The sequence below is a fragment of the Pseudomonas sp. ef1 genome, assembly GCF_007293365.2.
Classification (GTDB): Bacteria; Pseudomonadota; Gammaproteobacteria; order Pseudomonadales; family Pseudomonadaceae; genus Aquipseudomonas; species Aquipseudomonas siliginis.
In genome coordinates this window covers 6,071,039-6,084,931 of the sequence record NZ_CM129815.1, presented here as the reverse complement: position 1 = coordinate 6,084,931, position 13,893 = coordinate 6,071,039, and the positions used below count along the sequence as shown (strand labels likewise).

General features: G+C 61.3%; 14 protein-coding genes. 7 read left to right on the top strand and 7 right to left on the bottom strand.

Annotation, left to right across the window (positions count from 1 at the left end; translation table 11 throughout):
* Nucleotides 1-72 precede the first annotated feature (72 nt).
* Together gluQRS and dksA are read right to left on the bottom strand one after the other, a co-directional pair.
* Entirely contained in the window at nt 73-966 is an 894-nt protein-coding gene (gene gluQRS, locus FEE99_RS27835) for a tRNA glutamyl-Q(34) synthetase GluQRS (protein ID WP_041477830.1), read from the bottom strand.
* Between the two features lie 209 nt (nt 967-1,175).
* Nucleotides 1,176-1,619 (bottom strand): RNA polymerase-binding protein DksA, encoded by a 444-nt coding sequence (gene dksA / locus FEE99_RS27830; RefSeq protein ID WP_041477831.1) that lies wholly within the window; start codon nt 1,617-1,619, stop codon nt 1,176-1,178.
* 332 nt (nt 1,620-1,951) lie between these two features.
* On the opposite strand from dksA, the gene FEE99_RS27825 reads away from it, so the two are divergent.
* Both FEE99_RS27825 and sfsA read left to right on the top strand, forming a co-directional pair.
* Entirely contained in the window at nt 1,952-3,121 is a 1,170-nt protein-coding gene (locus FEE99_RS27825) for a pyridoxal phosphate-dependent aminotransferase (protein WP_041477832.1), read from the top strand.
* Nucleotides 3,121-3,834: a DNA/RNA nuclease SfsA gene (gene sfsA, locus FEE99_RS27820; protein ID WP_041477833.1), complete on the top strand. Its 714-nt coding sequence runs from the start codon at nt 3,121-3,123 to the stop codon at nt 3,832-3,834. Before FEE99_RS27825 ends, sfsA begins: the two co-directional genes overlap by 1 nt.
* Here sfsA and FEE99_RS27815 read toward each other — a convergent pair.
* Nucleotides 3,831-4,148 carry a Rieske (2Fe-2S) protein gene (locus FEE99_RS27815; protein ID WP_041477834.1) on the bottom strand — a complete coding sequence of 106 codons (318 nt, stop codon included), beginning with the start codon at nt 4,146-4,148 and terminating at the stop codon, nt 3,831-3,833. The genes sfsA and FEE99_RS27815 overlap by 4 nt on opposite strands.
* A gap of 164 nt (nt 4,149-4,312) precedes the next feature.
* Between FEE99_RS27815 and FEE99_RS27810 the strand changes: the two genes are divergently transcribed.
* The 4 genes from FEE99_RS27810 to FEE99_RS27795 are packed head-to-tail and all read left to right on the top strand — an operon-like array spanning nt 4,313 to nt 7,854.
* Nucleotides 4,313-5,185, top strand: a complete 873-nt coding sequence (locus tag FEE99_RS27810) for a heme/hemin ABC transporter substrate-binding protein (RefSeq protein ID WP_041477835.1) — start codon at nt 4,313-4,315, stop codon at nt 5,183-5,185.
* Nucleotides 5,186-5,235: 50 nt separating this feature from the next.
* A complete protein-coding gene (locus tag FEE99_RS27805; RefSeq protein ID WP_162999784.1) occupies nt 5,236-6,219 on the top strand; it encodes a FecCD family ABC transporter permease in 984 nt (327 codons plus the stop codon).
* Nucleotides 6,219-6,986, top strand: a complete 768-nt coding sequence (locus FEE99_RS27800; protein WP_041477837.1) for a heme ABC transporter ATP-binding protein — start codon at nt 6,219-6,221, stop codon at nt 6,984-6,986. The genes FEE99_RS27805 and FEE99_RS27800 overlap by 1 nt, the downstream gene beginning before the upstream one ends.
* A 19-nt stretch (nt 6,987-7,005) precedes the next feature.
* Nucleotides 7,006-7,854 carry a ChaN family lipoprotein gene (locus tag FEE99_RS27795; protein WP_041477838.1) on the top strand — a complete coding sequence of 283 codons (849 nt, stop codon included), beginning with the start codon at nt 7,006-7,008 and terminating at the stop codon, nt 7,852-7,854.
* Nucleotides 7,855-8,085: 231 nt separating this feature from the next.
* Here FEE99_RS27795 and FEE99_RS27790 read toward each other — a convergent pair whose 3' ends face one another.
* The 4 genes from FEE99_RS27790 to FEE99_RS27775 form a co-directional block, all read right to left on the bottom strand.
* Nucleotides 8,086-8,880 carry a Crp/Fnr family transcriptional regulator gene (locus FEE99_RS27790; protein ID WP_041477839.1) on the bottom strand — a complete coding sequence of 265 codons (795 nt, stop codon included), beginning with the start codon at nt 8,878-8,880 and terminating at the stop codon, nt 8,086-8,088.
* Between the two features lie 15 nt (nt 8,881-8,895).
* On the bottom strand, nt 8,896-9,168 hold the full coding sequence (locus FEE99_RS27785) for a TfoX/Sxy family protein (protein WP_016773175.1): 273 nt from the start codon (nt 9,166-9,168) through the stop codon (nt 8,896-8,898).
* A 289-nt stretch (nt 9,169-9,457) separates the two neighbouring features.
* Complete coding sequence (locus FEE99_RS27780) at nt 9,458-9,802, bottom strand: pentapeptide repeat-containing protein (protein WP_041477841.1); 345 nt, start codon at nt 9,800-9,802, stop codon at nt 9,458-9,460.
* Between the two features lie 91 nt (nt 9,803-9,893).
* Nucleotides 9,894-11,450 (bottom strand): bifunctional aminoglycoside phosphotransferase/ATP-binding protein, encoded by a 1,557-nt coding sequence (locus FEE99_RS27775; protein ID WP_041477842.1) that lies wholly within the window; start codon nt 11,448-11,450, stop codon nt 9,894-9,896.
* Nucleotides 11,451-11,566: 116 nt separating this feature from the next.
* On the opposite strand from FEE99_RS27775, the gene mrcB reads away from it, so the two are divergent.
* Nucleotides 11,567-13,891 (top strand): penicillin-binding protein 1B, encoded by a 2,325-nt coding sequence (gene mrcB / locus FEE99_RS27770; RefSeq protein ID WP_041477843.1) that lies wholly within the window; start codon nt 11,567-11,569, stop codon nt 13,889-13,891.
* The last annotated feature ends 2 nt before the right edge of the window (nt 13,892-13,893 follow it).

The window sequence follows — 13,893 nt, the reverse complement described above, 5'->3', positions numbered from 1 at the left end:
CCTCTCTTTTTTATGCGCGTGCCCGAAAACGTGCGGCGATGGTAACGGATGGGCGCGCGACTGCAAGTGTCGTCATTGCAGTTGCGCTTCGGGCAGGGTCAGTGTGCGCGGGATCTTGGCAGCATCCCAATGTGCGCTGCCCCAGGCCAGCAGTTCGCGCGGCGAAGCGTGAGCCAGTTCGGTGCCGGGATGCTGCCCCAGCGCGCGCAAGGCCCGCAGCAGCAACGGCGTGGCCTGATCGGCTTCGAGCGGCGGCGAACGGTAGGACTTGCCGAGTTTGTTGCCGTCCGGCTGGGTGATCAGCGGCAGGTGCAGATAGCGCGGCTGTTTCAGGCCGAGCAGTTCTTGCAGGTACAGCTGACGCGGCGTCGAATCGAGCAGGTCAGCGCCGCGCACGATGTCGGTAATGCCTTGCCAGGCGTCGTCGAGCACCACCGCCAATTGATAAGCGTAGAGACCATCGCGCCGACGGATGACGAAGTCGCCGACGTCGCGGCCCAGGTGCTGACGGTATTCGCCCTGCACGCGATCGATGAAGTGGTATTCCAGTTCCGGCACGCGCAGGCGGATCGCGGCGTCGTGCTGATCATGCCCGGCATTGCGGCAAAACCCCGGATAAATCCCGTGATACGGCTCCAGTTGTTTGCGCGAGCAGGTGCAGGCGTAGGCCAGACCGTGGTTGAACAGGCTGTTGAGCACTTCGGCGTAGGCAGCGTGCCGATCGCTCTGGCGGACCATTTCGCCGTCCCATTCGAAGCCGTAGCTTTCCAGCGCCTTGAGAATCGCCGCTTGCGCACCGGGCTCTTCGCGCGGCGGATCGAGATCTTCCATGCGCACCAGCCAGCGCCCACCGACGGAGCGCGCGTCGAGGTAAGACGCCAACGCAGCGACCAGCGAACCGAAGTGCAGGTGGCCACTGGGGGTAGGGGCGAAGCGGCCGATGTAGGCGGGGGATTTGGCAGTCATGGAGGCGATAAAGGCTATTCAGAATTTAAGCAGGTTACCCCTGTGGGAGCGAGCCTGCTCGCGAAAGCTGTGTCAGTCATGAAAGAGTTATCTGAGAGGACGCTTTCGCGAGCAGGCTCGCTCCCACAGAGGCAGACGCAGGTTCCGCGGGCAAAACACAGAAACAAAAACGGAGCGTTCACACGCTCCGTTTTTCGTTCAGGCCGAGATTACTTGCCGACCTGCTTTTCCTTGATTTCCGCCAGGGTCTTGCAGTCGATGCACAGATCCGCGGTCGGACGGGCTTCGAGGCGCTTGACGCCAATCTCGATGCCGCAGGACTCGCACCAGCCGTACTCTTCGTCTTCGATCAACTGCAGGGTCTTGTCGATTTTCTTGATCAGCTTGCGCTCGCGATCGCGGGCGCGCAGTTCGAGGGAGAACTCTTCTTCCTGGCTGGCACGGTCGGCCGGGTCAGGGAAGTTGGCCGCTTCGTCTTTCATGTGATCAACCGTACGGTCGACTTCCTGCATCAAGTCCAGTTTCCACTTGTTCAGGATCTTGGTGAAGTGCGCGCGCATCGGAGCGCCCATGTACTCTTCACCCGCCTTCTGAACGTAAGGTTCGAAGCCGCTGATCGACGTTTGCTGCTGTTGCTTTGCTTGGGTGGGCATGAAATGGACCGCCTCTACTCTTGTAATCCATTGCGCAGGATTGCTCCATCACCGACACCTGCCGGCCCTGCGGCTGCAAGCGGGCGAACTTACCAGATCAAATCAGCCTGCGCTACTCCCGGATGTCGAGCCCCCGGCGGGTGGCGCTTGCAGATGTCTGACAAGCCGTGTCTGTGGGAAGGGAGACCTGTTCAATCACTGATTTTAGTCAATCCTGGAGCGTACGTTCAGATCGTTACGGTCCAGCGTTCTTGAGGCTGTGACCTTCACGGGTTCTCGCTCGTTCCGGCAGACAGGTAGAATCGTCTCTTTTTTCCGTCGAAGGCAGTCCAATGGCCCCCTACAGTGCGCGCAGTCGTGCGATCGAACCGTTCCATGTGATGGCGCTGCTGGCGCGGGCCAATGAATTGCAGGCCGAAGGCCACGACGTGATCCATCTGGAAATCGGCGAGCCGGACTTCACCACCGCCGAGCCGATCATTCGCGCTGGACAAGCGGCGCTGACGGCGGGCAAGACCCGCTACACCGCCGCCCGTGGCATTCCCGAACTGCGCGAGGCGATCGCCGGTTTCTACCAATCGCGTTACGGCCTGAATATCGACCCACGGCGGATTCTGATCACGCCGGGCGGCTCCGGCGCGTTGTTGCTGGCCAGTGCCCTGTTGGTCGATCCGGGTAAACACTGGCTGCTCGCCGACCCGGGCTACCCGTGCAATCGGCATTTCTTGCGGCTGGTCGAAGGCGCGGCGCAATTGGTGCCGGTCGGGCCGGAGGTGCGTTATCAACTGACCCCGGATCTGGTGGCGCGGCATTGGGACCACGACAGTGTCGGCGCCCTCGTCGCTTCGCCGGCCAACCCCACCGGAACCCTGCTGACCCGCGATGAACTGGGCGGATTATCCACAGCCATCAAGGCCCGGCACGGGCACTTGGTGGTGGATGAGATCTACCACGGCCTGACCTACGGCACTGATGCTGCCAGTGTGCTGGAAGTCGATGACGGCGCTTTTGTCCTCAACAGTTTCTCCAAGTATTTCGGCATGACCGGTTGGCGCCTGGGCTGGCTCGTGGCGCCAGACGCGGCGGTCAGCGAATTGGAAAAGCTTGCGCAGAACCTCTACATCAGCGCGCCGAGCATGGCGCAATACGCTGCGCTGGCCTGTTTCGAGCCCGCCACCATTGCGATTCTCGAAGAGCGCCGCGCCGAGTTTGCGCGCCGTCGCGATTTTCTCCTGCCGGCGCTGCGTGAACTTGGTTTCAACATTGCCGTTGAGCCTGAAGGTGCGTTTTATCTGTACGCCGATATCAGCCGTATCGGCGGCGATGCCTTCGCGTTCTGCCGGCATTTCCTCGAAACCGAGCACGTCGCCTTTACGCCGGGACTGGATTTCGGTCGTTATCAGGCCGGTCATCACGTGCGCTTCGCTTACACACAAAATCTCGCACGATTACAGGAAGCCGTGGAACGCATCGCGCGCGGCTTGAAGAGTTGGCAAGGCTGATGCGCTTTTATCCTGCTCTGGAAGAAGCGCGGCTTATTCGACGTTACAAGCGTTTTCTCGCCGATATCGAGACCATTAGCGGCGAATTGCTGACCATTCACTGCCCGAACACCGGTTCGATGCTCAATTGCCAGGTCGAGGGCGGGCAGGTCTGGTTCAGCCGCTCCAACGACCCTAAACGCAAGTTGCCCGGCACTTGGGAAATTGGCGAAACCCCGCAGGGCCGGCTGTTTTGCGTCAACACCGGGCGCGCCAACGGCTTGGTTGAGGAAGCCTTGCAGGCTGGCGTGATCACCGAGTTGAACGGCTTTACCGCGTTGAAGCGTGAGGTTGCCTACGGACAGGAAAAAAGCCGCATCGACTTCCGCCTCGAATACCCCAGCGGCCCGGCGTATGTCGAAGTCAAAAGCGTCACCCTCGGCTTCGACGGCACGGCGGTGGCGGCGTTTCCCGATGCGGTGACCCAGCGCGGCGCCAAACATCTGCGCGAGCTGGCGCATCTGGCGCGCGACGGCATTCGGGCGGTGCAGTTGTACTGCGTGAACCTCACCGGCATCGATGCCGTGCGCCCGGCCGAGGAAATCGATTGGGCTTACGCCGAGGCGCTGCGTGAAGCGGTTGCTTGCGGTGTCGAGGTGTTGGCGTATGGCGTGCGCCTGGACCATGAAGAGATGGTCATCGACCGCCGACTCGACGTGCGGCTCAACGGTTAAACGTCGATCCACACGCCTTGTGTATCCTCCCGGCATTCAATTGCCGTGAGCGACTGCCCGGCGCAGGGGCCAGCGACGCATTCGCCGTCCTCGATCAGAAACAGTGCGCCGTGGGTGGCGCACTGGATCAGGCTGTTGCTGGGGTCGAGAAACTGGTCGGGCTGCCATTCCAGGCCGACGCCGCGGTGCGGGCAGCGATTGAAATAGACAAAGACTTGGCCACCTCGACGCACGGCAAACAGCTTTTTGCCTTCGATTTCGAAACCGCGACTGCCAGCTTCGGCCAGATCGCTGCCGGCGCAGAGAAACTTCATGGCTATCCTCTAATGTCCGCTCGTGTCTGGATATGTCCGAGCTTGACGTTCAAATGCAAACAATTATCAAATGGCGGCCTTCTCCCACAGGGAGTCTGGCCGTTGCCGAGGATACTTGGCTCGCTGCGCCGATGCCCGGGAAACCTTGTTCAAGGAAGCTGTGTATGCGCCTGAAAACCCGCGTTGCCGTGCTGTGCGCCGGCCTTTTGCTCTGCCATCAGGCGGCTGCGGCGGATTTACCGCAACGCTGGGTCAGCGCCGGTGGCGCGCTGTCGGAATGGGTCAGCGCACTGGGCGGCGAGTCGAAGCTGGTGGGGGTCGATACCACCAGCCAGCATCCCGAATCGTTGCAGGCGCTGCCGAGTATTGGTTATCAGCGCAGCCTGTCGGCGGAAGGCATCCTGAGCCTGCGCCCTGACATTCTGATCGGTACCGAAGAAATGGGGCCGCCGCCGGTTCTGGCGCAAGTCAAAGCGGCCAAGGTCAAAGTCGAGTTGTTTTCAGCCCAGCCTGATCTGCCGACGCTGGAAAAGAATGTCACTCATCTGGGCCAGTTGCTCGGCGCGCAAGAGAAGGCTGCGCAGTTGCTGGAGAATTATCAACAGCAGCTCCAGGCGCAGACAGTGCGAGTTGCCCAAGTGCAAACCACACAGAAAGCCCCCGGTGTGTTGCTGCTGCTCGGGCACGCCGGCGGCAAGCCGTTGATCGCCGGCAAGGACACTGCCGCCGATTGGCTGCTGCAACAGGCCGGCGGGCACAACCTTGCTACTCATACCGGCTACAAACCGTTTTCTGTCGAATCCCTCGCCAGCCTCGATCCCGAAGTGCTGGTGTTCGCTGACCGAGCGTTGACCGGTGAGGCGGCAAAAGCCGCGTTGTTCAAGGAAAACCCCATCCTCAATTCCAGCCGCGCGGCCAAGAGCGGGCGGGTGATGGAGCTGGACCCGACGCTGCTGGTTGGCGGTCTCGGGCCACGGTTGCCGGCTGCTTTGAAAACCCTGACGGACGGTTTCTACCCGGCCAAGGGCGGCCAATGACCACACTGGTCAAACCCCGTGGCTTGTTCATCGGCCTGACATTGCTGTGTCTGCTGGCGATCTGGCTGTCGCTGGCATTGGGGCCGGTGAGCCTGCCGCTGTTTGACACTCTGCGCGCCGCGCTGCGTCTGGTTGGCGTGCCGCTGGCGCCGGAGGGGCTGGAGCAGGCCGAGCTGATTCTCGGCCAGATCCGCCTGCCGCGAACCTTGCTCGGCTTGGCGGTCGGTGGCGTGCTGGCGCTGTCCGGCGTGGCGATGCAGGGCCTGTTTCGTAATCCGCTGGCGGACCCGGGGCTAGTCGGGGTGTCCAGTGGCGCGGCACTTGGCGCGGCGATTGCGATTGTCGGCGGCTCGTTCTTTGGCGGCCTGCCGGAGTGGTTTGGCCCTTATCTATTATCGGTGTGTGCATTTCTTGGCGGGCTCGGGGTGACGGCGCTGGTCTATCGGCTGGGCCGGCGCAACGGTCAGACCCACGTGGCGACCATGTTGCTGGCCGGTATCGCGCTGACGGCGCTGGCCAGTTCGGCGGTCGGTCTGTTCACTTATCTGGCCGATGACGCGACGCTGCGCACCCTGACCTTCTGGAACCTCGGCAGCCTCAACGGCGCCAGTTACGCGCGGCTGTGGCCACTGCTGATCATCACCATCGGCGTGGCGCTGTGGCTGCCGCGTCGGGCCAAGGCATTGAATGCCTTGTTGCTCGGTGAATCCGAGGCCGGTCATCTGGGCATCGATGTCGAACGGCTCAAGCGCGAACTGGTGTTCTGCACCGCGCTGGGTGTCGGCGCGGCGGTGGCCGCTGCGGGCATGATCGGTTTTGTCGGGCTGGTGGTGCCGCATCTGGTGCGCCTGCTGGCCGGCCCCGATCACAAAGTGCTATTGCCAGCCTCGGTGCTGGCGGGTGCGAGCCTGTTATTGCTCGCCGATCTGGTGGCGCGCCTGGCGCTGGCGCCGGCGGAGTTGCCGATCGGTATTGTCACCGCGTTTATCGGCGCGCCGTTTTTCCTTTATCTGCTGCTGCGAGGGCGTGCCTGATGTTGTCCGCGCACGATCTGCATATCCGCCGTGGCCGCAAAGCTGTGCTCAGTGGGGTTACGCTCGGGCTCGAACCTGGCGAGGTGCTTGGCGTGCTGGGGCCGAACGGCGCCGGGAAAAGCACGTTGCTTGGCGCCTTGTGCGGGGAGTTGCTCGCCAGTGACGGCAACGTTTCGCTCGATGGTCAGGCGTTGAGTCACTGGAGCGGAACGCAGCGGGCACAACGACTGGCGGTGTTGCCGCAGATTTCGACGCTGGATTTTGCCTTCGCCGTCGAAGAGGTCGTCGGCATGGGCCGTTTGCCGTACCAGACCGGGCGCGTACGTGATGACGAAATCGTCGCGGCAGCGCTGGCCGCCGCCGATGCCGGTCACTTGGGTGGGCGCAGCTATCTGGCATTGTCCGGTGGCGAGCGTCAGCGCGTGCATCTGGCGCGGGTGCTGGCGCAGCTCTGGCCGGGTCAGGCCGGGCAAACCTTGTTGCTCGACGAACCGACATCGATGCTCGATCCGCTGCATCAGCACACCACCTTGCAAGCGGTGCGCGAGTTCGCCGATCGCGGCGCGGCGGTACTGGTGATCCTGCATGATCTGAATCTTGCGGCGCGCTATTGTGATCGCGTGCTGTTGCTGGAGGAGGGGCGCCCGGTTGCGCTGGATACCCCGCAGCAGGTGCTGCGTCCGGATACGCTCAGAGCGGTGTTCGGCCTGGAGGTTTTGGTGCAACCGCACCCGGAGCGTGGGCATCCGCTGATCATCGCCCGCTGATCAATCATCGAGGTGTCGCATGCGTGGATTGTGGTTGTTGGCACTGGTGTTGCTCGCGGGGTGTCAGCACGTGGCGGCTCCACCGGTGGGCGGCGATATCCGCGATCTGCGCAGCGGCGAGATGCTCACCGCGCAGCAACTGCTGGTGCGTCTCGCTGAACCTGAGCGTTTGATCATCGGTGAGCAGCACGACAATGCCGATCATCATGCTGCGCAATTGTGGCTGTTGCAGTCGCTGGGCAAGCGCCGGGCGCAAGGCAGTCTGCTGCTGGAAATGCTCACGCCGGATCAACAAGCGAAAGTCGATGCGTTGCGCCAGTCGAATTCCGTTGCGGCTGATTTGCCTGCGGCATTGGCCTGGCAGGAGGGCTGGGACTGGAATCTTTACGGGCCGATCGTGCGCTTCGCTCTGACACAGCCATATCCGCTGCTGGCGGCCAATCTCGATGACAGGGAAATCCGTGCGTTTTACCGAAATCCACCTGCGCTGAACGGTCCTCGCAGTAATGCGTTGTCCGTGCAGAACACGTTGCTTGGACAAGTCAGTGAATCCCACTGCGGCCTGCTGCCCGAATCACGGATGCCGGCGATGTTGGCAATTCAGCAACAGCGTGATCGACGCATGGCCGAACGCATGCTGGCGGCGCCAATGCCTTCGATCCTGCTGGCCGGTGCCTGGCATGCGCGCAAGGATGTCGGCGTGCCGCTGCATTTGCTGGATCTTGGCGCTGACAAACCACCGATCGTATTGATACTCGCCGAGCAGGGCGATGCAGTCACGGCAGCGATGGCCGACTACGTCTGGTACACGCCGGCGACGCCGAAGCTCGATTACTGCGAGCAGATGCGCCAGCAATTCGGCAAATGACTTTTCTGCGGGCAAAAAAAGACCCGGTAAAAACCGGGTCAAATAACCGTGATTAGCCTGATGAGGAGATAATCTGAGAGTCCGAACCAAGGGCTTTTCAGAATATCGACTGATCTCGCGACCAGTTGTGATAATCATAGCGATTCTCATTACCGCGTCAACCACTGTTTTTGCAAATCTGTAATTTAGTTTTACGAACGACCGCGCGGCCCCGGAAATACGGGGGAGTCGCTAAGTGCGACCCGCTGTTAATTGCGTAATCTGCCGATTCAACTGACCAATGCGCCGAGCCATCCCCTCAATCAGGCTGTGGGCAATCTTCGGATTGCTGCGGGTCATGCTCAAAAACTGATCACCAGGAATCAACATCACCGTGCTCGGCTCGGACGTCACTACCGTGGCGTTGCGCGGCTCGCCGGTAAACAACGCCATGGCGCCGAAAATCTCGTCCTTCGGCACGTCACCGACCTTGTGCCCGTCAACAAATGCCTCAGCATGCCCATCGATAATCACGAAAACATGGTCCGCTGCATCGCCCTGTTGAATCAGCACGGCGCCGGCCTCGACCCGTTTGAAGCCGTTGGTGCTGCGGAACTCCCGGGGTTTCAACTCGGCCACAGCGTGGGCGAGCAGCGCCATTTGCCCGAGCAGATAGCTCAGAAGCTGCTCGGCTCGATCAGGGTCGGCATACAAATGCTGCAAAACCTCTGCGCGACCATAGGGCAGCAGGCGCACAGTGCTGTCGCTGCATACGCGACAGTCGCGCCATTGCTCGCCACGTTGCAGACCGAGCAGATCACCTTCCTGCCAATAGAACAGAGGGCGGCCCGCGATGCAGCCATGCACAACGCCCTCGCTCAGCAAAAACAGCTGATCGTCCGGCAACTGCGCAAACAAATCATCCGTGGCCTCCAGTTCGACAACAGGCGCGCACGGCGACAAATCCTGCAGCCACTGCCCAGGAAGATTCTGCAAGCGATTGATCAATGCGTCGGCGTGCGCCAACTGTTCCCCCAGCAAATACATGGCGTCAGCGCCTGTTCAGTTTTTATGGCGCGCGGAAATGGCTTCGAGCTGCTTGTTCAAGGCGTCCTTGCGCTCGGCAGGGATGTCATTCCAGTGCACGTCCATCAACGCCCCTTCGATCGCATACAACAACACCTTTGAAGCGCGAAAGCCTCGAGTACGCACGGCCCGGTAGGCATCCACTGCACCGAGGCGACGCAAGTCCGAGGCGCTGTGGATGCCCACGGCATGCAGCCATTGCGCCGATGTCTTGCCAAGATTTTTCAGGTGTTGCAGTTCATCATTCATCAAGCCTCCTTGCGACGGCCGAATGGTGCGTGGGCGAGCTTCTCAGCAGTGTAGCCATCAGTAGGAAAAGCGTGGTTGTTTGGTCGGATTCGACGCAAAAGCTTCTAAGAAAGGGGGGTAAAGGACCTGCGAACGCAGAGGGAAGGGAGGTAAACGATTATCAATGTGGGAGCGAGCCTGCTCGCGAAGAGGGCGTATCAGACACAATCAATATCGACTGACACTACGCCGTCGCGAGCAGGCTCGCTCCCATAGGGGCAAGGCGTGGTGTCAGGAAGATTTCCGGATATCAGCGGGTGCGATAGCGCAACCGTGTGCCGAAATTCATCGACATCAGGATCTCGTCGGCACTCAGCTCCGGCGGAAAGTACGCACCGGAAATCTGTGCATGGGCCAGGCTGGCGCCTTCGAGCGAAGCCTTGCGGAAATCGATGCCGCGCAAATCGGCGGAGCGGAAATACGCATCGCGGAAATCCACGTTATCGGCGTTCAGTTCACGCAGGTCGAGGCCACGGAAATCGCCGCCGACCATGTCGATCAGACCATCCTGTGGACGTTCTTTGTTGAAGCCTGCAACGTCATCTTTGTGCAGCAGGGCGTAAAGCGGAGTGTCGAGCAGTTTAGGCTGGCTCATGTCAGATCACCTGTTGGTTTTATGACGCCAGTATAGTGCCACTATTTGCCGGCCGTGAAGCGAGCGAGGGCTTCACGGCCGAAATAGTTTTTTACAGGCCAGGCAGGCGCTGACGGATCTGCGCGACCACGGTGTCCAGCGTGCCGGATTCATTGGTCTGCACGCGTTTGCTGCGCAGAATCTCCTCCGGGGTCAGCGCTTCGCGGTTGGCCTGTTGCGCTTCGATCACTGCCAGGGTGGCGTCGGACGGATCCTTCTGATCGGCCTGGCGCATCGCCAGCCAGCTCTCGATTACCGCTTGCGGGGCGTTGCAGTCGAGGATCAGGAACGGCGTGCCGGTGGCTTCGGCAATCTTCGCCGCGTTGTCGCGCTGTTCACGCTTGAGGTAAGTCGCGTCGATCACCACCGGGAAGCCGGCGTGCAGGATCACCTCGGCGATTTCATGCAGACGTGCGTAGGTCGCGGTACTGGCATCGGCGCTGTAAATGCCGGCCTGCACATCGTTGGCAACGGTCTGCTCACCAAACAGGCGCTTGCGCTCGACATCGGAACGCAGGCGAATCGCGCCCAGCGCTTCGACCAGGCGCATGGCCACATGGCTCTTGCCGACGGCGGAAACACCGTGGGTAATGGCCATGAAGCGCGAAGGAATGGTGCTGTAGCTTTCCGCCAGGTTGGCGTAGTTGCGGTACTGGCGCAGGGTGGTGGCGCGCTGCACCGCAGTCGCGTCCGCCGGCATGCTGAACAATGCCACCTTGGCCCGCACCAGCGCGCGGTAGGCTTTATAGAAGTTCAGCACTTCCAGGCCCTCATAGTCGCCGGTCAGTTCCAGGTACTGGCTGATGAGGCGACGCGCCAACGATTTCAGGCCACGGTCTTCCAGGTCCATGGCGAGGAAGCCGGTGTCGGCCCAGACATCAGTGAAACGGAATGGCTCGTTGAACTCGATGCAGTCGAAGATCACCACATTGCCGTCGATGACCGTGGCGTTGCCCAGGTGAATGTCGCCGTGGCATTCACGGGTGAAACCTTGCGTCTTGCGCTGGGCGAACAGGGGCTTGAGGCGCTCGAAGCTGCTTTCGGCCCAGGCTTTCAATGCCTCAAGTTGCAGCAAATCGTTTTTGTCGCTGAGGAACGGCAGGATCTGCTCGAAATTTTGCGCGACCGGCGCCATTACGCTGTCCGGTGTACCGGCGTCGTGTTCGGCCGGGACTTTCGGGGCGTTGAGATGGAAATGGGCGATCTGCTCGGCCAACGCGTCGATGTGCTGAGTGGTCAGTTCGCCATTGGCTTGCAGGGTGCTGAGCAAGCCGCTCTGCGGGAACTGGCGCATTTTCAGCACGTATTCGATAGCCGGGCCGTCGCCGCCCAATTGCGGTGCCTCGACGCTGCCGGTGATTGGCAACACGTCCAGATACAAATCAGCGGTCAGGCGCTGGTTCAGACGCAGCTCTTCAGCGCAGAAATGCGCACGTGCGTCGAGGCTGGTGAAATCAAGGAAGCCGAAATTCACCGGCTTCTTCACTTTATAGGCAAAGGGCCCGGTGAGAATCACCCACGAGATGTGGGTTTCGATGACCTGAAACCCTTCGACGGGATGCGGGTAGAGGGCCGGGTTTTGCAGGGCAGCGATCAGGGACTGGCTCACGGGCGATCCTTCAGAGGCGGGGGAATTCGAGGCGGCCATTATGGCTGCTTGCCCGCCTGACGCAAACCTCCGCGCGTGCCTGTTGAGGATCGATAAAGTGCGTATAATCCGCCGCCATGACTCGATCCCGATCCCCCCGTACCAAGAAAAAACCACCAGCCAAGGGCCTCAGCCCATGGTTGAGCTGGGCCATTAAACTCAGCCTGGTCGGCCTTGTAGTGCTGGCCGGCTTTGCCGTTTACCTCGATGCCGTGGTGCAGGAGAAGTTCTCCGGCAAGCGCTGGACCATCCCGGCCAAGGTGTACGCGCGCCCGCTTGAGCTGTTCGTCGGACAGAAGCTCAGCAAGGACGATTTCCTCACCGAACTCGATGCCCTCGGCTATCGCCGCGAAGCCGTGAGCAATGGCCCCGGCGCCGCCGCCGTCAGCGGCAATACGGTTGACCTGAACACTCGTGGCTTCCAGTTCTATGAAGGTCTGGAAAAACCGCAGCCGGTGCGTGTGCGCTTCTCCGGCGATTACGTCGCCGAACTGTCCTCGACCAACGGTTCGAAACTGTCGGTGGTGCGCCTCGAGCCGCTGATGATCGGCGGCATTTACCCGAAAAATCTCGAAGACCGCATCCTGATCAAACTCGATCAGGTGCCGCCGTACTTGCTCGAAACCCTGATCGCCGTCGAAGACCGCGACTTCTACAGCCACTGGGGTGTGTCGCCGAAATCGATCGCCCGCGCCGTGTGGATCAACACCTCCGGCGGCAAGATGACCCAGGGCGGCAGTACGCTGACCCAGCAGTTGGTGAAGAACTTCTACCTGACCAGCGAACGCAGCCTGACCCGCAAGCTCACCGAAGCGATGATGGCGTTGCTGCTCGAACTGCATTACGACAAGAAGGAAATTCTTGAGGCCTACCTCAACGAGGTCTTCGTCGGTCAGGACGGCCAGCGTGCGGTGCACGGTTTTGGTCTGGCCAGTCAGTTCTTCTTCGGCCAGCCATTGTCCGAGCTGAAACTGCATCAGGTTGCGATGCTGGTCGGCATGGTCAAGGGACCGTCCTACTACAACCCGCGCCGCAACCCGGAACGCGCGCTGGAGCGGCGCAATCTGATCCTCGACGTGCTGGCGCAGCAAGGCGTGGCAACCCCCGAACAGGTCGAAGCGGCGAAGAAAATGCCGCTCGGCGTTACGACTCGCGGCAAGCTCGCCGACAGCTCGTTCCCTGGCTTTATCGACCTGGTCAAACGTCAGTTACGCGAAGACTACCGCGACGAAGACTTGACCGAAGAAGGCCTGCGCATCTTCACCAGTTTCGATCCGATTCTGCAGATGAAAGCCGAAGCCTCGGTCAACGACACGTTCAAGCGTCTGGCCGGGCGCAAGGGCTCGGATGACGTCGAAGCGGCGATGGTTGTGACCAACCCGGAAACCGGTGAAGTCCAGGCGATGATCGGCAGCCGTCAGGCCAGTTACGCCGGTTTCAACCGCGCACTCGATGCGGTACGCCCGATCGGCTCGCTGATCAAACCGGCGGTGTATCTGACCGCGCTGGAGAAACCGAGCCAATACACGTTGACCAGTTGGCTGTCGGACGATCCGCTGTCGGTCAAAGGCGCCAACGGTCAGGTGTGGAAGCCGCAGAACTACGATCGCCGCTCCCACGGTACGGTGTTCCTCTATCAGGGCCTGGCGCATTCCTACAACCTGTCGACCTCGCGCCTGGGCCTGGAAGTCGGCGTGCCGAACGTGCTCAAGACCGTAGGTCGTCTGGGAGTTACCCGTGAATTCCCGGCGTTCCCGTCGATGCTGCTCGGTGCTGGCGGCATGACGCCGATCGAAGTGGCGACCATGTACCAGACGCTGGCCAACGGTGGTTTCAATACGCCGATGCGCGGCATTCGCAGCGTGCTGACCGCCGAGGGCGAGCCGCTCAAGCGTTATCCGTTCCAGATCGAACAGCGCTTCGATCCTGCCTCGATTTACCTGATCCAGAACGCCATGCAGCGGGTGATGCGTGAAGGTACCGGCAGTTCGGTTTATAACGTGCTGCCCAAGACCCTGACACTGGCGGGCAAGACCGGTACCAGTAACGATTCGCGCGACAGCTGGTTTGCCGGTTTCAGTCAGGATCTGCTGGCAGTGGTCTGGCTGGGCCGCGACGACAACGGCAAGACGCCGTTCACCGGGGCCACCGGTGCGCTGCAGGTCTGGACCAGTTTCATGCGCAAGGCCGATCCGCTGCCGCTGGACATGCCGCAGCCGGACAACGTCGTGCAGGCCTGGGTTGATTCGCGCACCGGCCAGGGTTCCGATGCCAACTGCCCCGGCGCGGTGCAGATGCCGTATATTCGCGGCAGCGAGCCGCCACCCGGCGCCGCGTGTGCAAGCGAAACACCTGCCTCGCCGGAATCGGTGATGGACTGGGTCAAGGGCTGGATGAATTAAGC

Coding starts and splice junctions, on each gene's coding strand:
- FEE99_RS27780 (WP_041477841.1), bottom strand. CDS start 9,802: ATGAGCCAGCCTAAACTGCTCGACACTCCGCTTTACGCCCTGCTGCAC.
- FEE99_RS27815 (WP_041477834.1), bottom strand. CDS start 4,148: ATGAAGTTTCTCTGCGCCGGCAGCGATCTGGCCGAAGCTGGCAGTCGC.
- dksA (WP_041477831.1), bottom strand. CDS start 1,619: ATGCCCACCCAAGCAAAGCAACAGCAGCAAACGTCGATCAGCGGCTTC.
- FEE99_RS27790 (WP_041477839.1), bottom strand. CDS start 8,880: ATGTATTTGCTGGGGGAACAGTTGGCGCACGCCGACGCATTGATCAAT.
- FEE99_RS27785 (WP_016773175.1), bottom strand. CDS start 9,168: ATGAATGATGAACTGCAACACCTGAAAAATCTTGGCAAGACATCGGCG.
- FEE99_RS27810 (WP_041477835.1), top strand. CDS start 4,313: ATGCGCCTGAAAACCCGCGTTGCCGTGCTGTGCGCCGGCCTTTTGCTC.
- mrcB (WP_041477843.1), top strand. CDS start 11,567: ATGACTCGATCCCGATCCCCCCGTACCAAGAAAAAACCACCAGCCAAG.
- FEE99_RS27825 (WP_041477832.1), top strand. CDS start 1,952: ATGGCCCCCTACAGTGCGCGCAGTCGTGCGATCGAACCGTTCCATGTG.
- gluQRS (WP_041477830.1), bottom strand. CDS start 966: ATGACTGCCAAATCCCCCGCCTACATCGGCCGCTTCGCCCCTACCCCC.
- FEE99_RS27800 (WP_041477837.1), top strand. CDS start 6,219: ATGTTGTCCGCGCACGATCTGCATATCCGCCGTGGCCGCAAAGCTGTG.
- FEE99_RS27795 (WP_041477838.1), top strand. CDS start 7,006: ATGCGTGGATTGTGGTTGTTGGCACTGGTGTTGCTCGCGGGGTGTCAG.
- sfsA (WP_041477833.1), top strand. CDS start 3,121: ATGCGCTTTTATCCTGCTCTGGAAGAAGCGCGGCTTATTCGACGTTAC.